This is a genomic window from bacterium endosymbiont of Pedicinus badii (assembly GCF_002075085.1).
In the GTDB taxonomy this organism is placed as follows: domain Bacteria; phylum Pseudomonadota; class Gammaproteobacteria; order Enterobacterales; family Enterobacteriaceae; genus PRUG.
The window spans coordinates 283,784-305,250 of the sequence record NZ_LKAS01000002.1 but is presented as its reverse complement, the minus strand read 5'-3'; the positions used below and the strand labels follow the sequence as shown (position 1 = coordinate 305,250).

18 protein-coding genes, 2 tRNA genes, 3 rRNA genes and 1 pseudogene are annotated in these 21,467 nt (G+C 27.7%); 2 read left to right on the top strand and 22 right to left on the bottom strand.

What is annotated here, in order from left to right:
• Positions 1 to 13: 13 nt before the first annotated feature.
• The 5 genes from rrf to AOQ89_RS03080 form a co-directional block, all read right to left on the bottom strand.
• Positions 14 to 129, bottom strand: a 5S ribosomal RNA gene (gene rrf / locus AOQ89_RS02980).
• A 35-nt stretch (positions 130 to 164) separates the two neighbouring features.
• A 23S ribosomal RNA gene (locus AOQ89_RS02975) occupies positions 165 to 3,092 on the bottom strand.
• Positions 3,093 to 3,176: 84 nt separating this feature from the next.
• A 16S ribosomal RNA gene (locus tag AOQ89_RS02970) occupies positions 3,177 to 4,753 on the bottom strand.
• Together the 16S, 23S and 5S rRNA genes form the textbook arrangement of a ribosomal RNA operon.
• 154 nt (positions 4,754 to 4,907) lie before the next feature.
• A complete protein-coding gene (locus tag AOQ89_RS03085) occupies positions 4,908 to 5,267 on the bottom strand; it encodes a pseudouridine synthase (protein WP_080873340.1) in 360 nt (119 codons plus the stop codon).
• Entirely contained in the window at positions 5,264 to 5,617 is a 354-nt protein-coding gene (locus tag AOQ89_RS03080; protein WP_080873338.1) for a pseudouridine synthase, read from the bottom strand. The genes AOQ89_RS03085 and AOQ89_RS03080 overlap by 4 nt, the downstream gene beginning before the upstream one ends.
• A 29-nt stretch (positions 5,618 to 5,646) precedes the next feature.
• Here AOQ89_RS03080 and bamD point away from each other — a divergent pair, with 29 nt between their 5' ends.
• Positions 5,647 to 6,390, top strand: a complete 744-nt coding sequence (bamD, locus tag AOQ89_RS02955) for an outer membrane protein assembly factor BamD (RefSeq protein WP_080873337.1) — start codon at positions 5,647 to 5,649, stop codon at positions 6,388 to 6,390.
• On the opposite strand, the gene AOQ89_RS02950 is transcribed toward bamD, so the two are convergent.
• The 5 genes from AOQ89_RS02950 to AOQ89_RS02930 are packed head-to-tail and all read right to left on the bottom strand — an operon-like array spanning position 6,383 to position 10,128.
• The gene (locus AOQ89_RS02950) at positions 6,383 to 7,426 is read right to left on the bottom strand and encodes a 3-deoxy-7-phosphoheptulonate synthase (RefSeq protein WP_080873334.1); all 1,044 of its coding nucleotides are present in this window, start codon (positions 7,424 to 7,426) and stop codon (positions 6,383 to 6,385) included. The two genes, bamD and AOQ89_RS02950, sit on opposite strands and share 8 nt — an antisense overlap.
• 9 nt (positions 7,427 to 7,435) lie before the next feature.
• Positions 7,436 to 7,771 carry a 50S ribosomal protein L19 gene (rplS, locus tag AOQ89_RS02945; RefSeq protein ID WP_080873331.1) on the bottom strand — a complete coding sequence of 112 codons (336 nt, stop codon included), beginning with the start codon at positions 7,769 to 7,771 and terminating at the stop codon, positions 7,436 to 7,438.
• A complete protein-coding gene (trmD, locus tag AOQ89_RS02940) occupies positions 7,740 to 8,513 on the bottom strand; it encodes a tRNA (guanosine(37)-N1)-methyltransferase TrmD (protein ID WP_080873371.1) in 774 nt (257 codons plus the stop codon). The genes rplS and trmD overlap by 32 nt, the downstream gene beginning before the upstream one ends.
• A gap of 30 nt (positions 8,514 to 8,543) precedes the next feature.
• A complete protein-coding gene (gene rpsP / locus AOQ89_RS02935; RefSeq protein WP_080873329.1) occupies positions 8,544 to 8,771 on the bottom strand; it encodes a 30S ribosomal protein S16 in 228 nt (75 codons plus the stop codon).
• Between the two features lie 13 nt (positions 8,772 to 8,784).
• A complete protein-coding gene (locus AOQ89_RS02930; RefSeq protein ID WP_080873326.1) occupies positions 8,785 to 10,128 on the bottom strand; it encodes a signal recognition particle receptor subunit alpha in 1,344 nt (447 codons plus the stop codon).
• Between the two features lie 123 nt (positions 10,129 to 10,251).
• On the opposite strand from AOQ89_RS02930, the gene AOQ89_RS02925 reads away from it, so the two are divergent.
• A complete protein-coding gene (locus AOQ89_RS02925; protein WP_080873322.1) occupies positions 10,252 to 11,487 on the top strand; it encodes a CNNM domain-containing protein in 1,236 nt (411 codons plus the stop codon).
• Here AOQ89_RS02925 and gshA read toward each other — a convergent pair.
• From gshA to AOQ89_RS02870, 12 genes and pseudogenes are all read right to left on the bottom strand, one after another.
• Positions 11,477 to 13,062: pseudogene (gshA, locus tag AOQ89_RS02920) on the bottom strand (glutamate--cysteine ligase). The gene AOQ89_RS02925 and the pseudogene gshA sit on opposite strands and share 11 nt — an antisense overlap.
• A gap of 35 nt (positions 13,063 to 13,097) precedes the next feature.
• Positions 13,098 to 13,171: transfer RNA gene (locus tag AOQ89_RS02910), tRNA-Arg, on the bottom strand.
• 9 nt (positions 13,172 to 13,180) lie between these two features.
• Positions 13,181 to 13,264, bottom strand: a tRNA-Ser gene (locus AOQ89_RS02905).
• Between the two features lie 17 nt (positions 13,265 to 13,281).
• The gene (gene alaS / locus AOQ89_RS02900) at positions 13,282 to 15,903 is read right to left on the bottom strand and encodes an alanine--tRNA ligase (RefSeq protein WP_080873310.1); all 2,622 of its coding nucleotides are present in this window, start codon (positions 15,901 to 15,903) and stop codon (positions 13,282 to 13,284) included.
• 11 nt (positions 15,904 to 15,914) lie between these two features.
• A complete protein-coding gene (recA, locus tag AOQ89_RS02895; protein ID WP_280938077.1) occupies positions 15,915 to 16,970 on the bottom strand; it encodes a recombinase RecA in 1,056 nt (351 codons plus the stop codon).
• 42 nt (positions 16,971 to 17,012) lie between these two features.
• Positions 17,013 to 17,507 carry a 2-C-methyl-D-erythritol 2,4-cyclodiphosphate synthase gene (gene ispF, locus AOQ89_RS02890; protein WP_080873306.1) on the bottom strand — a complete coding sequence of 165 codons (495 nt, stop codon included), beginning with the start codon at positions 17,505 to 17,507 and terminating at the stop codon, positions 17,013 to 17,015.
• A 12-nt stretch (positions 17,508 to 17,519) separates the two neighbouring features.
• Positions 17,520 to 18,113 (bottom strand): 2-C-methyl-D-erythritol 4-phosphate cytidylyltransferase, encoded by a 594-nt coding sequence (locus tag AOQ89_RS02885; protein ID WP_080873303.1) that lies wholly within the window; start codon positions 18,111 to 18,113, stop codon positions 17,520 to 17,522.
• On the bottom strand, positions 18,092 to 18,199 hold the full coding sequence (locus AOQ89_RS03010) for a 2-C-methyl-D-erythritol 4-phosphate cytidylyltransferase (RefSeq protein WP_143715383.1): 108 nt from the start codon (positions 18,197 to 18,199) through the stop codon (positions 18,092 to 18,094). The genes AOQ89_RS02885 and AOQ89_RS03010 overlap by 22 nt, the downstream gene beginning before the upstream one ends.
• Positions 18,200 to 18,211: 12 nt before the next feature.
• Positions 18,212 to 18,274: a hypothetical protein gene (locus AOQ89_RS03115; protein ID WP_425356353.1), complete on the bottom strand. Its 63-nt coding sequence runs from the start codon at positions 18,272 to 18,274 to the stop codon at positions 18,212 to 18,214.
• Positions 18,275 to 18,309: 35 nt separating this feature from the next.
• Positions 18,310 to 18,480, bottom strand: coding sequence for an FtsB/FtsL family cell division protein (locus AOQ89_RS03005; protein WP_143715382.1), 171 nt, complete (start codon positions 18,478 to 18,480; stop codon positions 18,310 to 18,312).
• A 10-nt stretch (positions 18,481 to 18,490) separates the two neighbouring features.
• Positions 18,491 to 19,786 carry a phosphopyruvate hydratase gene (gene eno / locus AOQ89_RS02875; RefSeq protein WP_080873301.1) on the bottom strand — a complete coding sequence of 432 codons (1,296 nt, stop codon included), beginning with the start codon at positions 19,784 to 19,786 and terminating at the stop codon, positions 18,491 to 18,493.
• Between the two features lie 10 nt (positions 19,787 to 19,796).
• Complete coding sequence (locus AOQ89_RS02870) at positions 19,797 to 21,419, bottom strand: CTP synthase (protein ID WP_080873298.1); 1,623 nt, start codon at positions 21,417 to 21,419, stop codon at positions 19,797 to 19,799.
• Between the last annotated feature and the right edge of the window lie 48 nt (positions 21,420 to 21,467).

The following is a 21,467-nucleotide window of genomic DNA, read 5'->3' as shown; positions in this document are numbered from 1 at the left end:
TTGAATAAAAATTGTCCGGCAATTTCCTACCCTCGCATAAAAGAAATTTACACTACTATCGGCACTACGATATTTAACTTCTGAGTTCGGAATGGTTTCAGGTGGATCAATCGCGTTATATTTACCAAAACAATTTTTATTCGATAAACAATTTATATATTCACGAGGTTAAGCCTCACGGATCATTAGTATCGGTTAGCTGAACACTTCGCAGTGCTTACACATCCGACCTATCAACGTCATAGTCTTTAACGTTCCTTAAGAAAACTTAAAGTTTTTGGGAAGACTTATCTTGAAGTAAGTTTCCCGCTTAGATGCTTTCAGCGGTTATCTTTTCCGTACATAGCTACCGGGCAATGCCATTGGCATGACAACCCGAACACCAGAGGTACGTCCACTCCGGTCCTCTCGTACTAGGAGTAGCTCTTCTCAATCTTCCAACGCCCATGGCAGATAGGGACCGAACTGTCTCACGACGTTCTAAACCCAGCTCGCGTACCACTTTAAATGGCGAACAGCCATACCCTTGGGACCTACTTCAGCCCCAGGATGTGATGAGCCGACATCGAGGTGCCAAACACCGCCGTCGATATGAACTCTTGGGCGGTATTAGCCTGTTATCCCCGGAGTACCTTTTATTCGTTGAGCGATGGCCCTTCCATACAGAACCACCGGATCACTAAGACCTGCTTTCGCATCTGCTCGAGCTGTCGCTCTTGCAGTTAAGCTAGCTTATGCCTTTACACTAAACTCGCGATTTCCAAACGCGATTAGCTAACCTTTGTACTCCTCCGTTACTCTTTAGGAGGAGACCGCCCCAGTCAAACTACCCACCAGACACTGTCTTCAATCCGGATAACGGATTAGAGTTAGAATATCAAATGTTAAAGGGTGGTATTTCAAGGTTGACTCCGTACGAACTAGCGTTCGTACATCACAGTCTCCCACCTATCCTACACATTAAAATTCAATACTCAATATCAAGCTATAGTAAAGGTTCACGGGGTCTTTCCGTCTTGCCACGGGTACACCGCATCTTCACGGCAAATTCAATTTCACTGAGTCTCAGGTGGAGACAGTCTGGCTATCATTACGCCATTCGTGCAGGTCGGAACTTACCCGACAAGGAATTTCGCTACCTTAGGACCGTTATAGTTACGGCCGCCGTTTACCGGGGCTTTTATCAAAAGCTTTTTCTTTCGAATAACTTCATCAATTAACCTTCCGGCACCGGGCAGGCTTCACACTGTATACTTCCATTTTCATGTTTGCACAGTGCTGTGTTTTTAATAAACAGTTGCAGCCAGCTCTTATCTTCGACTGGTTTCAGCTTAAAAAGTATATTTTCTTACTTACTTCCAGCGTGCCTTATCCCTAAGTTACGGCACTATTTTGCCTAGTTCCTTCACCTGAGTTTTCTCAAACGCCTTAGTATTCTCTACTTAAATACCTGTGTCGGTTTGGGGTACGATTAAATATAAATTGTGCTTAGAGGATTTTCTTGTAAGCATAGCATTAATTCCTTCATTACTTTTTTAAAGTAACTCGTATTTGCGTCTCAATGTAGTAAAATACGGTTTTTCCTATATTTTCATCTACTCGCTTAAACTGGGTAGTCCAAAACCCAGAGAATCTAGCTTTCTTCGTCCCCCCATCGCATTTATACTTAGTACAGGAATATTAACCTGTTATCCATCAACTACGCCTTTCGGCCTCATCTTAGGATCGACTTACCCTGCTTCGATTAACGTTGAACAGGAACCCTTATTCTTTCGGCGAGCAGGTTTTTCACCTGCTTTATCGTTACTTATGTCAGCATTCGCACTTCTGATACTTCCAATATATTTTTCAATATATCTTCTACAGCATACAGAACGCTCCCCTACCCAACAAATAGATTGTTGTCACAGCTTCGGTGTATAATTTAGCCCCGTTATATCTTTCGCGCAAGATGACTAAACCAGTGAGCTATTACGCTTTCTTTAAATGATGGCTGCTTCTAAGCCAACATCCTGGCTGTTTTTGCCTTCTCACATCGTTTCCCACTTAATTATAACTTAGGGACCTTAGCTGGTGATCTGGGTTGTTTCCCTTTCCACGACGGACGTTAGCACCCGACGTGTGTCTCCTATAATAGCATTCTTTGGTATTCGAAGTTTGCATTGGATTGGTAGTCCAGTATGAACCCCTAACCAAAACAGTGCTCTACCCCCAAAGATGAATTTATAAGGCGCTACCTAAATAGCTTTCGGGGAGAACCAGCTATCTCCCGGTTTGATTGGCCTTTCACCCCTAACCACAAGTCATCCGCTAATTTTTCAACATTAGTCGGTTCGGTCCTCCGATTGGATTTACCCAATTTTCAACCTGCTCATAGTTAGATCACCGGGTTTCGGGTCTATATCCTACAACTTATACAACATACATCGCCCTTTTAAGACTCGGTTTCCCTACGGCTTCCTTTTTTATAAAGTTAACCTCGCTATAGAATATAAGTCGCTGACCCATTATACAAAAGGTACGCAGTCACGCTAAAAAAAAAGCGCTCCTACTGCTTGTACGTATACGGTTTCAGGTTCTATTTCACTCCCCTATCAGGGGTTCTTTTCGCCTTTCCCTCACGGTACTTGTTCACTATCGGTCAGTCAAGAGTATTTAGCCTTAGAGGATGGTCCCCCTATCTTCAAACAAGATTTCTCGTGTCTCGTTCTACTCTTTTGAGAAAGAAATACAAAAATTTTCGAATACAGGGCTATCACCTTTTTTAGCTAGATTTTCCAAGTCTATTCTTCTAATTTTTGTACTTCTTATTTCTCTGGGCTGTTCCCTTTTCACTCGCCACTACTAAGGGAATCTCAAATTTGATTTCTTTTCCTCAGGTTACTAAGATGTTTCAGTTCTCCTGGTTAGCTTTACTAAACTATTTTTTCATTTAGTAATAATACTTTTTTTAAAGTATTTGGTTTCCCTATTCGGAAATCACCGGATAAATATCGTTTCTTATCAACTTTCCGATGCTTATCGCAGATTAGCACGTCCTTCTTCGCCTTTGACTGCCAAGGCATCCACCATATACGCTTATTCACTTAACCTCGTAATATATAAATTGTTTTATTAGAATTTGCTAGTCAATTAAATTGTGTAGACAATAATTTTTTTCGTATCTTTTAAAAATGTAAGGAGGTGATCCAACTGCAGGTTCCCCTACAGTTACCTTGTTACGACTTCACCCCAGTCATGAATCACAAAGTGGTAAGTGTTTTCCAAGTAAATGGTTAAACTGCTTGCTTCTTTTGCAACCCACTTCCATGGTGTGACGGGCGGTGTGTACAAGGCCCGAGAACGTATTCACCGTGCCATTCTGATACACGATTACTAGCGATTCCGACTTCATGGAGTCGAGTTGCAGACTCCAATCCGGATTACGACATATTTTATAAGTTTTGCTAATTCTTGCGAATTCGCTTCTTTTTGTATATGCCATTGTAGCACGTGTGTAGCCCTACTCGTAAGGGCCATGATGACTTGACGTCATCCTCGCCTTCCTCCGATTTATCACCGGCAGTCTCTTTTGAGTTCCCGACTAAAAAAAATCGCTGGCAACAAAAGATAAGGGTTGCGCTCGTTGCGGGACTTAACCCAACATTTCACAACACGAGCTGACGACAGCCATGCAGCACCTGTCTCAGAGTTCCCTAAGGCACTAAAGCATCTCTGCTAAATTCTCTGGATGTCAAGAGTAGGTAAGGTTCTTCGCGTTGCATCGAATTAAACCACATGCTCCACCGCTTGTGCGGACCCCCGTCAATTCATTTGAGTTTTAACCTTGCGGTTGTACTCCCCAGGCGGTCGATTTAACGTGTTAACTTCGAAAGCTACAGTTTTAAAAACATACTACAACCTTCAAATCGACATCGTTTACGGCGTGGACTACCAGGGTATCTAATCCTGTTTGCTCCCCACGCTTTCGTGCATGAGTGTCAGTATTCGTCCAGGGGGTCGCCTTCGCCACTGGTATTCTTCCAGATATCTACGCATTTCACCGCTACACCTGGAATTCTACCCCCCTCTACGATACTCTAGTTTGTTAGTTTCAAATGCAGTTCCTAAGTTAAGCTTAGGGATTTCACATCTGACTTAATAAACAACCTGCGCACTCTTTACGCCCAGTAATTCCGATTAACGCTAGCACTCTCCGTATTACCGCGGCTGCTGGCACGGAGTTAGCCAGTGCTTCTTCTGTAGGTAACGTCAAGTTTTTAGCATTTTTAGTACTAAAAACCTTCTTTCCCACCGAAAGTGCTTTACAACCCTAAGGCCTTCTTCGCACACGCGGCATAGCTGCATCAGGGTTTCCCCCATTGTGCAATATTCCCCACTGCTGCCTCCCGTAGGAGTCTGGACCGTGTCTCAGTTCCAGTGTGGCTGATTATCCTCTCAGATCAGCTAGAGATCGTAGCCTAGGTAAGCCATTACCTTACCTACTAGCTAATCTCGTCTGGGTTCCTCAAAAGGCATAAGGTCAAAAAATTGATCCCCTACTTTAATCATTTTAAAAAATGATTTTATTCGGTATTAGCTATCGTTTCCAATAGTTATCCCAATCCTTATGGCAGATCCCCAGATATTACTCACCCGTTCGCCGCTCGCCGGCAAAAAAAGAAATAAATCTTTTTTTCCGCTGCCGCTCGACTTGCATGTGTTAGGCTTGCCGCCAGCGTTCAATCTGAGCCATGATCAAACTCTTCAATTTGAAATTTCGTACTAACAAACAATTTTTGTAGATACAATAGCAGTATTGTCTACACGAAAATTTTATATTTTAAAGAACTAAAAATATTATTATAGTATATAGCAAAAATTTTTAATAGAGTCAATTTTATTTTTTGAAATAAAAAATACTTTTTTTATACTTCTTTTTGTAAAAAATTTAAAATTTCTTCCATATCTTTTGGTATACGAGAATAAAATTGCAGTTTAGTTTTTTTTTTAGGATGAAAAAACTCTAAATAACTTGCATGCAGTGCTTGTCTTGAAAAAAGAAGTATTTTTTTTTTCAAAATATCAGAAATTGGTTTATTAATAGTAAACTGCTTATTTCCGTACAATTGATCTCCTATAATAGGATGTGCAATATACTTCATATGCACGCGTATTTGATGGGTTCTTCCTGTTAGTATTCTAATTTTTATATGAGTATAAAATTTAAATTTTTGTACTATTCTGTACTGCGTAATCCCCATTTTTCCTCTTTCGTCTACTATCATTCTAATTTTTTTTTTTTAGGAAAAATCTTTAAAATTGGTTTTTGTATTTTTCCACCAAATAGCATTTTTCCGTTAACTATAGCATCATATTCTTTAATAATTTTTCTATTTTTCATCATGTTTTTTAGAGTATTTTTTACTTGAATATTTTTTGCAACTATTATCAATCCAGTTGTATCCTTATCTAATCTATGTATAATAAAAAAATTAGAAAATTTTTTATTTTTTAAAAAATAATTTTTAATTTTGTGAAACAAAGTGTTTTTTTCTTTTTTAATACCAGGATGAACTATACAATTTTTATCTTTTTCGACAATTAGTATATCTTCATCTTCAAAAATGATGTTCATTTTGTATAAAAATTTACCTATAGAAATATATGATTATAAAAAAATTTTTTACTAAATCTGTACTCTATTTTTTTCTTTTTTTTTGTTTTTCTTCTTTATCTTTAGATGAAAACCAAAAAGAAGAAAAAAAATTTATACAGAAAAACTACAAATTTATAAAATATCTTATACAGAAAAAAAAATACAAAAAGGCAATTTTTTATATAAGAAATAAATTTAATATAGATCCTATTTTTCCGACATCTAAAAAATTTAGAGTTATTTTAGTGTACTTGCATTATAAAAATTCCGATTTTATTTCTACTAAAAAAAGTTGTGAAGAATTTATAAAATTCTATCCTGAATCAGAATATACAGATTATATTTTATATATGAAAGGATTATCAAATATACAAATGCAAAAAAAAAATTCACAAAGTTTCTTTCAAATTTATAAAAATGATTGTGATAATTCATATTTTAAAATAGCTTTTTCAAACTTTTCTCAAGTATCTTTCAATAAAAAAGGAAAATATTTTAAAAATTCTATAAAAATTTTGCATTTTTTAAAAGAAAAAATTGCTAAAAAAGAATTATTAATTGTTAAGTACTATTTTAAAATTTTCGCAGATGTAGCAGTAATTAAAAGATCAGAACAAATTTTGAAAAATTTTCCAAGTACTCAATCCGCTTATAAATGTCTATTTTATATGAAAAAAAGTTATAAAAGACTCAAATTAAAAGATCAAAAAAATAAAATAGAAAAAATTATTTACAATAATCGTGTTAATTAGATTTTATATTTTTAAAAAATTTGTACAATTTTTTTAAAATTTTTTTTGTAGTAGAAAAACTTATACAAGAATCTGTAATGGAAATTCCGTATTTTAATTTTTCATTTTTCACAATTTTTTGTTTTCCAGAATATAAATTGCTTTCTAGAATAATACCTGCAATAGAACTATTGCCCATTTTTATTTGCGATAGAACTGATTTAACTACTTTAATTTGATTCTTATAGTTATAACTAGAATTTCCATGACTACAATCAATCAAAATTTTTGATTTTAATCTAAATTTTTTAAAAATATTTTCTACTTTTTCGATATTTTTTGAATAGTAATTTGGTTTTTCTCCTCCCCTAAGAACTAAATGAGAATTTTGATTGCCTTTAGTAGACAAAATACAAATTCTTCCGTTTTTATCTGTTCCCAAAAATTTTTGTTTTTTTTTTGCTACTTGCATTCCATATACAGCATTTTTTATTTCTCCATTTGTAGAATTTTTAAAAGCCACAGGCATAGGAATACCAGAAGCCATTTCTCTATGTATTGAAGATTCTGAAGTTCTAGCTCCAATAGAACACCAACTGTATAGATCTTCTAAAAAATTCAGAACTATAGGATTAATAAATTCTGTTGCTAAAGGTATTTTTGTATTTAAAAGTTTTATTAAAATTTTTCTAGAAATACTGATTCCTGAATTAATATCGTAAGAATTGTCCATTTTAGGATCGTTTAACATACCTTTCCATCCTAAAAAAGTTCTAGATTTTTCAAAATAAGCACGCATTATAACATACAAATATTGACTCATACTTTTAGAAACACCTTTTAGTTTTTGAGCATATTCAAAAGCAGAACTTTCTTCATGAATGGAACAAGGTCCACAAATTACCAAAAATCTTTTGTCTTTTCCATTAAGTATGTTTGCAACTGTTTTTCTAGATTTCAAAATAAAATTTCTTTGTTTTCTATTTATTGGATAAAGTTTCTTTATTTTTTTGTAAGAAAAAATTTTCTCTATTGTCTTTATAGTATACTCTCTCATAATGAGTTTTTAGTTGCGTATTAATTTCTTTTTTTTGTTTTTTCTTAAAAAATACAATTTTGATTTTCTGAAAAATCCTTTCTTTTTTACTTCAATTTTATTTATAATTGGAGAATATACTGGAAATGTTCTTTCAACACCTTTTCCATGAGATATTTTTCTAACTGTAAAAGCAGTACTAATTCCAGATTTTTTTATAGCAATTACTATCCCTTCAAAATTTTGTATTCTTTTTTTATCTCCTTCTAAAATCCAAATTTGTATATTTACAGTATCTCCAACACGAAAATTTTTTTGTATTTTACTTTTGTATTCATTTTCTATTTTTTCTATTGTATTTTTCATAGTATTCAGTATTTTTTTTTTTTAGATTTTCTAGTATATTTCTTTCTTTCTTATCTAATATTTTATTTTTTAATAAATCAGGTCTTTTAAAAAAAGTTTTTTTTAATGATTCTTGTAATTTCCAATCTTTAATTTTCTTATGATTACCATTTAAAAGTACTTCAGGGACTTTTTTCCCTAAAAATATTTTTGGTCTAGTGTATTGAGGATAATCCAGTAAATTTTTGTAAAAAGAATCCTCTAGTATAGAAAAGTGATTTCCAAGAACTCCTGGAACTATTCTAATAATTGCATCAATAACTACCATAGCTGCTAGTTCTCCTCCACTTATTATATAGTCTCCTATAGATATTTCTTTATAAACTTCTGTATCTATTATTCTTTCATCAATTCCTCTATATCTGCCACAAAGAAATATTACTTTTTTATATTTTAAAAATTTTTCTATTTCTTTTTGATCAACTTTCTTTCCTTGAGGAGATAGAAAAAAAACTTTCGTTTTTCTTCCGATTATTTTTTTTGCTTCTAAAATAGCTTTTCTAATAGGATTTGCTTTCATCACCATTCCAGATCCTCCACCATAAGGACGATCGTCTATAGAATGAAAAGCTCCTTTACAAAAATGTATTGGATTCCAAATTTTTATATCTATTTTTTTTTTTTTAATTGCTCTTTTAGTAATTCCAAATTTTATAATACTATCAAACATTTTTGGAAATATACTGATAACTCCTATTTTAATCATTTTTATAAAATGTATATTTTATGATTTTTAAAAAGAAAGAATTTTTTCTACTCTTTTTGATAGTTTTGCGCCATTTTTTTTCCAATACAAAATTCGATCTCTATTTAAAAAGTATTTTTTATTTTTAAGAATTGGATCAAAAAAACCTACTTTTTCGATAAATTTTCCATTTCTTGCATTTCTCTTTTCTGTTACAACAATTTGATAAAAAGGTTTTTTTTTTGAACCAGTTCTTCTCAATCTGATTACAACCATGATATTTTCCAATTTATATTTTGTTAGATAAAAAGTTTCTTAAATTTTTTATACTCATGAAAGAACGATTTTTTTGCATTTTTTGATTCAATTTTTTCATTTCGAAAAATTGTCTTAAAACTACATTTACATCCTGTATTTTTGTTCCTGATCCATAAGCAATAGATCTTTTTCTAGATTTTTTAATTTTTTCTGGATACTTTCTTTCATTTTTATTCATAGAATTTATAATACTTTCTAATTTTTTTATATAATCTTGAATCATTTCTTCTTTGTTATTTGAGTATTTTTCTTTTTTAAAAAAGAAATCTATAATTCCAAAACGACTTATTTTCCTAATTTTTTTCATTTCTTTTAACATAATTTCTAAGTCAAATACTTTTAAAAAATTTTTATTTTCAAATTTTTTATTTTCTTTAAAATTTAAATTTTTTTTTATTTCTTTAAAAAAATAATCATTATCTTCTAAATTTAGAATTCTTTTAGCTATTGTTTTTGGATTAAATTTTTGTAATTTTTTTAAACTTTCTCCATTAGTAATAAATTTTATAGGTTTATTTATAATTTTTGTCATAGATAGTGCTGCTCCACCTTTAGTATCGCTATCTATTTTAGTTAGAATAATACCGGTAATTTGAAAATGTTTTTTAAAAAACCTTGCTAAATTGACAGAATCTTGTCCATAGGAAGAATCTAAAATTAGAAAGTTTTCTATTGGATTGTATAAACTTAGTATTTTTTTAGTATTTTCTATAATTTCAAAACTATCCTTTAGAATGCCAGGAGTATCAATAAGCAAAATTTTGTACTTGTTTTTTTTTGCATATAATAAAGAAAATTCATAAATTTTATTTAAGTTTTTTACACAAAAAAGAAAATTATTTTTTAAAAATCCCACATTAGCATTTTTAGCTATTATTTGAAGTTGAAGTTCAGAAGAACTTCTTGTTTGGTCTATAGAAAATAACAGAATTCTTTCTTTTTTTTTTAAGAGATATGCTAATTTTCCTAATGTGCTAGTTTTGCCAGATCCTGGAGATCCTATTACAAAAAAAATACTAATTTCTTTTGAAAAACAAATACTACGATTTTTATGATCTAAAAATTTAATAATTTCTTTGTATAACAAATTAATAAATTTTTTTCCTGGATCAAAACTACTATTAATGTCAATTTTTTTAATTTTTTTAGAAAATTTTTTGATAATTTCTCTTACTATTCTAGTATTTACATCTGATTCTATTAAAGCATTTTCTATATTTTTTAAAAAAGACTGTATATTTTTTTCAGTTAGAATTCCTAATCCTAAAATTTTATTTTTAATAGAAGAAATTCTTTTAGATAAGCTTTTAAACATTTTATAGATACTTTTACTTTTTTATTTTAGATTATAACATAAAGATTAATTTACATTTTATTGATTTTTTATTTAAATTTATTTAATTTTTAAAAACTTTTATTGGATAATTTTTATAATTTTATGTTATTTATAATTTTATTTACTGCAATTCTATTTTCTTCTTATTTTTCTGCTATAGAGACTAGTTTAATGAAAATCAATCACTATAGACTGAAAAACCAAGTAAATCAAGGAAACAAATTGGCTAAAAAAATAGATAAATTATTAGAAAAAACAGAAGATCTAATAATAATAATTTTAGTAGGAAATAATATATCAAATACTCTAGCAGCTTCAGTAGCTACTGTTATAGGGATAAAATACGGAGATTTAGGAATAGCAATTTCTACAGGATTTTTAACAATATTCATGCTTCTATTCTCAGAAATTTTTCCAAAAACTTTAGCTACTTTGTATCCAGAAAAAGTAGCTTTTTCTGGTATTTTTATTTTAGTACTACTAAAAAAGATCATGTATCCTATAATTTTGATAATTAATTTTTTTATAAAGATTCTAATGAAATTATTTCAAATAAAATTTCCTTCTAATAGAAAAGAAATTCTTAGCAAAGAAGAATTAAGAACTATTTTTACTGAATCTAAATTTAAAATGCCAAGGAAGAATAAAGAAATGCTGGTATCTATACTAGATTTAGAAAAATTAACTGTAAATGATATCATGATACCAAGAAATGAAATTGTTGGAATAGATATCAATGAAGAATGGAAATCTATTGTTAAAAAAATTGTTCATTTTCCGTATGGAAGAATAGTTTTATATAGAAAAAATTTAGATCATACAATTGGAATACTAAAAATTAATGCTGCTTTTAGATTAATGATTGAAAAGCAAAAATTTAATAAAGAAAATTTACTTAGAGCTACAGATGAAATTCATTATATTCCAGAAGGTACTACTCTAAATATACAATTATTTAGATTCCAAATTAGTAAGCAAAAAATTGGCATTATAGTGGATGAATATGGAAGTGTACAAGGAATAGTTACTATGGAAGATATTTTAGAAGAAATAGTAGGAAATTTTACTACTTCTGTATCTTCTTCTATGGAAGAAATAAACTTACAGAAAGATGGTTCTTGTATAGTAGATGGATCAATTAGTATCAAAGATCTAAATAAAAGATTCAAGTGTAATTTTCCAAATCAAGATGCTAGTACTATTAATGGAATGATTTTAGAAATTTTAGAAGATATTCCAAAAGTAAATACTTCCATACAAATAGAAAAATATAGAATCAATATTTTAGAAGTAGAAAGAAATATGATTAAAAGAGTACAAATTATTCCTAATAAGTAAAGTTTTTATACTTTTCTAAATAGTTTTGCAAAAATTTTTCAAAATGCATATCTTCTGATGTTTCTAATTTTTTTTGCATATGAACAGATCTTATGCATTCTTTTTTAAGAAGTATATAAGAAAGTTTACTAATTTTTTGCATAGAAAGTATTTTCTTATATTTTTTTGCTAAATAATTAGTATAATTGTAAAATCCATATTTAAGTATTTTTTCTAAAAATCTAGCAGAGTATGTTTTGTGTCTATTAAAAAAAAAATCCATAAATTTACGACAAATTTTTTTGTATTTTTTTTCTTTTTCAATTTCATCTAGAATTTCTGCTAAATCTAAGAGATCTGTAAAAATTTTTTTTACTGTATAGTTGTTGGTAGAATCTTTTGATTTATTCATAGAAAAAAAATCTAATTTTGGATCTCTGCCAAAAAAAATTATTTTTTTCCATTTTTTTTCATAAGTATTTTGAATTTCTTGAGCATTCATACTAGGAGATTTAAAAAGAACACACCAAATTAAAAATAAATCTAAAAAGACAATTTGTTCTTCAGTAATTCCAATTGGAGAAAAAGGATTTATATCTAAAGATCGTATTTCTACGTATTCTATACCCTTTTTTTTTAAAACTTCTAAAAAATTTTCATCTTTTAAAATAGAAACTTTTGGTCTTATTAATGTATAAAGTTCATTTTCGTTTTGTAAAATATTTGTGCTAATTTGTAAATACTTTTTATGTTTTTTAATTCCTATATTTTCATAATCTGCATGAGAAGTAGAAATTGCTTTTTTTAGCAAAAATAGATACTCCTCTAAATTATTAAAAGTAATATTAATTTTAGAAGCATTCTTATTTGTATATCCAAATTCGCTTATTCTCAAAGAAGTAGAATAAGGTAAATAAAAGAAATCTTTTTTCTGTAAAAAAAAACCTTTTTTTTTATCACAAGGATCTAGTAAAAAATCAGTTATATTTGGAGTAGATCCGAATAAATACGAAATTATCCAACCAAATTTATAATAATTTCTAATAAGTTGAAAATATCCGCAAGATATGATTTCTTTTATTTTTTTTTTTTTTTTACTACTGCATAAGATTCCCAAAATTCTCTTGAAAAAGAAAAATTATAATGTATTCCTGAAATAACTTGCATAAAACTTCCGTATCTATTTTTTAATCCTTTCCTATACAAATTTTTTACGATTCCTATATTAGATTTTCCATATTCAGCAATTTTTATGCTATTTTTTTTTATAAAACACGGCATACTAACAGGCCATAGACTTTCTTTTTGTAATCTTTTCACTATATATATGTGTATATCTTTTAAAATTCTTACTAAAGTTTTTGTATTTTGCACAGCTGGAGTAACTATCTCTAACAGAGATTCCGCAAAATCTGTAGTAATATATTTATTAGTTAAAGGAGATCCAAATTGTTTTGGATGTTTTTTATTTGAAAGAATACCATTTTGAGTAGTTCTTAATGCTTCTCTTTCTATTCCTCTTTTAATTCCTCTTAAAACTTTTGGATTTTTTTCTAACCAAGAATTATTTCTTAATATTCTATTTTCTATTTTCAAGGAAACTCCTAAAATAATTAATTTTTACAAAAACTTACACCCGGAAGGATTTGAACCTACGACCTCTCGGTTCGTAGCCGAGTGCTCTATCCAACTGAGCTACGGGTGCACTCCTGTACGGTGAGAGAGGGATTCGAACCCTCGATACTTTTTGTATACTCCCTTAGCAGAGGAGCGCCTTAATCCTCTCGGCCATCTCACCTTAATTTTTTATAAAATTTATTTATTAACATTATAATTTATAAAATGAACTATCTTTTCTTGTAAATTATCTGAATCTTTGAAAAATCCACTTCCAAAAGAAATATTTTTATTTCCTCCTCCTTTTCCATAAGTTAATTTTTTTAGAAATTTTAATATTTTAGTAGAATTTATATCTTTGTTTTGTACTCCTTTTACTATAGAAGAAAAAAATAATCTATTTTTTTTTGTAAAATACAAAACTGCTATAATTTTTTTTTGGGATTTTAGTAAATCTATTGTAATATCTTTTAAAAATTTTGTATCTAAGGAAGAAATTTGAGCAACTATAATACTTATTTTTCTTATATAATAGATTTTCTTTTGTAAAAAAATTTTTTCTCTTTCTTTTAATTTTTTCTTTATTTTTAAAATAAGTTCTTTATATGAAATATTTTTTTTTTCTAAAAAAGATATTTTATTAAAAACTTTTTTATAGTCAGTAAAAAAAAGATTCTGTATACTTTGTAAAACTAGCATTTTTTTTTGAACTATTTTTATAGATTTTTTGTAAGTTACTGCCTTAATTCTTTTTACTTCTTTTCCTATATTTTTACAGTACAAAATATGAAAAAAACCAATTTCTCTAGTATTTTTTATATGTGTACCACAACAAAATTCATTAGAAAATTTTCCTATACTTATTTTTCTAGATTTTTTATTTTCTAGATCTTCTACTGTATTTATATTTTTATTTTTACTAAAATTTTCTTCTACAGAAAAATTTTTCCAAATAATTTTATTAAATTCTTTTTCTATTTTTTGTAATTGTATAAAATCTATACTTTTAGAATAAGAAAAATCAAAACTTAAATAATTTTCGTTTATGTAAGAACCTTTTTGCGAAATTTTTTCATCTAAATTTTTTTTTAATATAGTATGTAGTATATGAGTAGAAGTATGGTTAATAGAAGATTTTTTTCTTTTTTCTGTATCGATTCTACAAATTACCTTATCTTTATGAAAAATATTTCCTAAAATTAATTTACCATAATGTAGTATAGAACTTCCAGATATTTCTGTATTTTCTACTTCAAAAAGAGAATTTTTTTTAGAAATAGTTCCTGAATCTCCTACTTGACCTCCTGAAGATCCAAAAAATGTAGTTTTATTTAATACTAAAATTCCTTCTTCTCCTTCAGCAATTTTATCAACTTCATTATTATTTGTACTGAAAATCTTTAATACTTGAGAATTGCATTTATAATTTTTGTACCCGATAAAATCGGTTTTACAATCTTCTAAAAATAAACGCTGTACTTTTCTTTTATCAAAAAAATCTTGTCTAGAACGATTTTTTTGTAATTCCATTTCTTTTTTGAATCCTTTATAATCAATTGCAATATGTTTTTCTTGACAAAAGTCTTTGGTAATTTCTATAGGAATACCGTAAGTATCGTATAAAGTAAAAACTTCTTTTCCATCCAAAAAACCTTTTTTTGAATTTTCTATTTTATTTTTTAATATATTTATACCAAATTGTAAATTACAAAAAAACTGTTCTTCTTCCAAACGAATAACTTCTGTTATCTTTTTTTTATTAAATTTAATAAAATTTATTTCTTCTTTTTTTTTATAAATTTTAGAAAAATAGTCTACCATCCTATAAAAAAAAGGTTTTTTAGCTCCTAAAATAGTACCATGTATTACTGCTCTTCTAATAAGTCTTCTTACAATATAATTTCTTCCTTCATTTCCTGGATAAATTCCATAATGTATTAAAAATATGCAAGATCTTATATGATCTGCTATAATTTTTAAAGAAGAACATTCCTTGTTAAAGCAATTAATAGATTTAGATGCAGATTCTATCAAAAATAAAAATAGTCTAGTCTTATAACTAGAATTAACATTCTCTAAAACTGCAGACATTCTTTCTAATCCCATTCCAGTATCTACAGAATTTTGTTTCAAATTTATTAAAGAACCACTAGAATCTTTATTGAACTGTATGAAAACTAAGTTCCATACTTCAACATATTTATTATTTTTACAATCTTGAAAAAAATTTTTTTTTTCTTTCTTATCTTCCCCAAATTCATAAAATATTTCTGAACAAGGACCACACAATCCAAATTCTTCCATTTGCCAAAAATTATCTAATTGGTGTGATTTTCCACTAGAAGGTCCTATTTTTAGTATTCTTTCTTTAGGAATTTTTATTTTTTTTCTCCAAATTTTATAAGATTCAAAATCTTTATAATATACAGTTATAAAAAACCTATTTTTTTCTATACTTAACCAATCTTTATGAGTTAAAAATTTCCAAGCATATTCAATAGCTTGTTCTTTAAAATATCCTCCAAAACTAAAATTTCCTAGCATTTCAAAAAAAGTGTGATGAAATGAGGTGTATCCAACTTGTTCTAAATCATTGTGTTTTCCTCCTATTCTAATGCAATTTTGTACGGTAGCAATATTTTTATAATTTGATTTTTTTTTTCCTAAAAAAAAATCTTTAAATTGGTTCATTCCTGCATTTGTGAATAGTAAAGAAGGATCATTTTTTGCAAAAATTGGACTTCCATTCATAAGAAAATGTTTTTCGTATTGGAAAAATTCTAAAAATTTTTTTTTAATCGAAAAATTTTTTTTTTTCATATTTTGTAAGATTAGTTAGTTTTTTGGAAAATAATTTTTCTAATTTTGTTTTCTATTTTTTCTTTAATAGTAAGATTTTTTTTAAGATATTCGTAAGCATTTTTCTCTCCATTACCAATATTTTCATTATTATAGCTGTACCAAGATCCAGATTTTTTAACAATTTTATATTTTACTCCAAGAGAAAGAATTTCTTGAAATGTATTAATTCCTATTCCGTATAAAATTTGAAATTCGGCTAATCTAAAAGGATTAGAAACTTTATTTTTTACTATTTTGACTCTTATTGTATTTCCTATAATAGTATCATTGTCTTTTATAACTCCTATTTTTCTAATATCCATTCTAATAGAAGAATAAAATTTTAAGGCATTTCCTCCAGTTGTAGTTTCTGAACTGCCAAAAATTGAATTTCCAATTTTCATTCTAATTTGATTAATAAAAATTAGTAAAACATTAGAATTTTTTAAATTTCCTGATATTTTTCTCATAGCTTGACTCATCATTCTAGCTATTGAAGCCATGTGTACTTCACCAATTTCTCCTTCAATTTCAGATTTTGGAACTAAAGCTGCTACAGAATCTATTACTATTACATTTACTGATCGAGATTCTATTAAAGAATTACAAATTTCTAAAGCTTGTTCTCCATTGCTAGGTTGAGAAAAAAGTAAATTTTTAGTATCAACTCCTATTTTTTTAGCATACTCAGCATCTAAAGCATGTTCGGAATCTATAAAAGCACAATTCTTTTTCATTTTTTGAGCAGAAGCAATTACTTGTAGTGTTAGAGTAGTTTTTCCAGAAGATTCTGGTCCGTATATTTCTACTATTCTTCCAAAAGGAAGACCCCCAACTCCTAGAGCTATATCTAAAGATAGAGATCCAGTAGATATTGTTTCTACTTTCATAGAAAAGTCTTCTCCTAATCTAATTATTGATCCTTTTCCAAATTTTTTTTCTATATTTAGAATTGCACTATTTAGTATTTTTTCTGTTTCTTGATTAAATTGATTAGAATTTTTTAATTTATGGATATCTTTTTTTTTATTTTTTAAATCTTTCAAAATTATTCCTTGTATAAAAAATAAAGTATAATAAAAAGAGTTTTAAATTTCATGAATTTTTTTTTTTAATAAAATAATAGAATTACAGGAAATTCCTTTTTTTTCTCCTATAAAACCTAATTTTTCTGTTGTAGTAGATTTTACACTAATTTTTTTTACAGAACATTTTAGCTTTTCTGATATGTTATTTCTTATTTTTTTTACATAACAAAAAACTTTAGGAACTTCTGTAATTATAGTAATATCCAAATTTTTTATGTAAAAATTTTTCTCTACTAAAGAAAATACTTTTTTTAGAAGTATCGTACTTTTAATTCCTTTGTATTTTTGATCTGTATTTGGAAACATAGTTCCTATATCTCCCATTGAACAAGCACCTAACATAGCATCAATTATTGAATGTACCACTACATCTCCATCAGAATGTGCTAATATTTTGTAGTTACATGGTATTTTTACTCCTCCAAGAATAATATAATTTTTTTTTTTTCTACTTAAAATCAACTTATGTATATCTATACCTTGACCAATACGCATAATTTTATTTTTTTATAAAAAATAATCCAAAAATTTTATATCCTCTATGTATGTAACTTTTATATTGTTCCTATTTCCTAAAACTACAATTGGATGGTATCCAAAAATTTCTAGTGCTTGAGATTCATCTGAAATAGATATTTTTTTCTTATAAACTCCATATAAACATTTTTTTAGTATATTCTTATCAAATATTTGTGGAGTCATAGCATTCCAAATATTTTTTTTATCTATAGTAAAATTTACTGTACTATTTTTCAGTTTCTTTATAGTGCTATCCATAGGATATGCTAGAATTCCTCCAACACAATTTGTACTTTTAGTTACCTTATTGATTATGCTATATATATCTTTCAAACTTATACAAGGACGTACTGCATCATGAATCAAAATCCAACAATTTTCTTTTATACAATTCAAAGCTGATACTACAGAATCTGATCTGTTATTTCCACCAAAAACGACTCTAATTTTTTTATTTTTAGATATAGGTAATTTATTAAAATACTCATCATTTTTATTAATTGCAACGTATATTCTTTTAATTTTTTTGACTTTTAAAAATGGAACAATAGAATGTTCTATTATAGTTTTTTTTTTATACATATATACTGCTTAGGAATACTTAAATGCATTCTTTTTCCTAATCCAGAAGCTGGAATAATAGCAAAAATTTTTTCTTTTTTTTTCATATCTTTACATGCTTATTTCTGAAAAATATAGTATTTTTCTCCTTCTTTAATCATATTTAATTCTTCTCTAGAAATTTCTTCTATAATTTCATTTTCCTTTTTTAAATTTTCTAATTCTTTTTGTAAAAAAAAACTCTATTTTCTTTTATACTTTTAATAAATTCTTGTATCCTAATACTTTCTTTTATTTTAAAGAAATCTTTTATACCATTTTTTCCAATCCACAAAGAATATTGCAAATAGAAAAAAACTGCTACAAGAAAAAAATTAAAAATTTTCATTATCAAATTGCTATACTTTATTGTTACAATTCCAAAAAATTGCTTTTTTAGATACTTCTTCTTCTATTCTAATCAATCTATTATATTTACAAATTCTTTCAGATCTACTCATGGATCCTGATTTAATTTGTCCAGAATTGACTCCAACAGATAAATCAGCAATAAAACTATCTTCTGTCTCTCCAGATCTATGGGATATAATAGTATTATATTTAAATTTTTTTGCTAATTTAATTGTTTCTAAAGTTTCAGTTAAAGTTCCAATTTGATTTAATTTAATCAGAATACTATTTGCTATATTTTTTTTAATTCCTTTCATAAGTAGTTTTTTATTTGTTGTAAATATATCATCTCCTACTATTTGTATAGAATTTCCAAACATTAGAGTATGCTTTTTAAATCCATCCCAGTCTAGATCACTAGCACTATCTTCGATTGAACTTATAGGATATGTTTTTGCTATTTTTTTTAAGTAAATTGCAAATTCTTCGGAAGTAAAAGATTTTTTTTCTTTTTTTAAGAAATATTTTTTCTTATCTTTATCAAATAGTTCAGAAGCAGCACAATCTAAACAAAATTTTATATCTTTTCCTAAGTTATAGTTAGACAATTTCACAGATTCAGAAAGTATATCTAATGCTTCTTCTGTACAAGAAATATTAGGAGAATATCCACCTTCATCTCCAACAGAAGTACTCATATCTTTAGATTGTAAAACATTTTTCAGTATTTGAAATATTTCTGAACTCATTTGTAGTGCTTGTTTTATATTTTTTGCAGATACAGGCTGTATCATAAATTCTTGAATATCTAAGTTATTATTTGCGTGCTTTCCTCCATTAATAATATTAATCATAGGTAAAGGAATAGTAAAAAAGTCCTTTTTTTCTCCAAAAATTTCTGCTATGTATTTATATAAAGGAGTTTTTTTTTGTAATGCAGCGGCTCTAGCTATAGATAAAGAAACAGCGAGTATTGCATTTGCTCCAAAATTAGACTTATTTTCTGTTCCATCTTCTTTAATCATAAGAAAATCTATATTTTCTTGATCAAATACATCTTTTTTATAGAGTATTTTTGAAATTTTTTCATTAATACATTGAACAGCTTTTTTTACTCCTTTTCCAAAAAATCTATTTTCATCTTTATCTCTGATTTCTATAGCCTCATTTTTTCCAACAGAAGCTCCAGAAGGAACAGATGAAATTCCTATAATCCCTGAATCTAAATGTACTTCTGCCTCTACTGTAGGATAGCCTCTAGAATCTAAAATTTCTCTTCCGAAAATATTTAGTATTTTTGACATATTATTCCTTTTATATTTTAATTTTTTTATAATTTTCTGCAGCTTTTATAAAACCTTTAAATAAAGGATGACTTTCTTTAGGATTAGAATTAAATTCTGGATGAAATTGGCATGCTAAAAACCAAGGATGCTTTTTGTATTCTATAATTTCTATAAATTCTTTTTTTTTTGACCATCCAGATATGCAAATTCCAAAACTTTTTATAGGATTTAGCAAACTACTATTCACTTCATACCTGTGCCTATGTCTTTCAAAGACAAAGTTTTTTTTATATAATTTTTTTGCTAAAGTATTATCAATAATTTTACAAAACTTACTACCTAATCTCATATTAGAAACGAAAATACTATTTTTTGTTTTTTTTAAATTCTTTTGATCCTTATTTATTAAAGAAATTATAGGATATTTACAATGTGGAGAAAATTCTATAGAATCAGCTTCTTTAATTCCTACTACATTTCTAGCAAATTCTATAATTGCTATTTGCATTCCTAAACATATTCCAAAATACGGTATCTTTTTTTCTCTAGCATACTTTACTGCTAAAAACTTTCCTAAAATACCTCTTTTTCCGAATCCTCCAGGAACTAAAATTCCATCTAGTCCTTTTAATGAAAGAGTACCATTTTTCTCTATTTCTTCTGAATTTATAAGAAAAATTTTTACTTTTTTTTTATTATGCATTCCAGCATGTTCTAAAGCTTCTATAACAGATTTATAAGCGTCAGGTAATTGAGTATATTTTCCCACAATTCCAATTTTTACTTTTCCATTTGTATTTTTCATACGAAAAATAACTATTTTCCAAGAATCTAGATTAGCTTTAGGAAAATTTAAAGAAAAATGCTTACAAATACATTCATCTAATTTTTGTTCTTTTAGAATTTTTGGTATTCTATATATCGAATCTACATTTTTTAAAGAAATTACAGAATTTTTAGAAATATTACAAAATAAAGCAATTTTTTCTTTTTCTAATTCTGGTATTGACTGTTCTGATCTACATATCAGTACATCTGGTTGTATTCCTATAGAAAGAAGGTCTTTTACTGAATGCTGCGTAGGCTTAGTTTTTATTTCTTTAGAAGAATTCATATATAGAACTAAAGTCAAGTGAATATAGAAAGTATTTTTTCTTCCAACTGTTAAAGCCATTTGTCTAATTGTCTCTAAAAAAGGTAGAGATTCTATATCTCCTACTGTTCCTCCAATTTCTACTAAAATTATTTCATAATTTTTTCCGCATTCTATAATTCTTTTTTTAATTTCATCAGTAATATGAGGTATTACTTGTACTGTAGATCCTAAATAATATCCCATTCTTTCCTTTTTTAAAACACTTGAATATATATATCCAGCAGTAAAATTATTTTTTCTAGACATTCTAATTTTTATAAACCTTTCATAGTGTCCTAAATCTAAATCTGTTTCAGCTCCATCTTCCGTAACAAAAATTTCTCCATGTTGCATAGGATTCATAGTTCCAGGATCAACATTGATGTAAGGATCTAATTTCATAATAGTAACACTGATTCCTCTAGATTCTAGAAGTGCCGCTATAGAAGCAGCAGTTATTCCTTTTCCTAAAGAAGAAACTACTCCGCCAGTTATAAAAATATACTTAGTATTCATGAAAAATATAGAAATATTTAGAATAAATTTAAATTTTATATACTTATT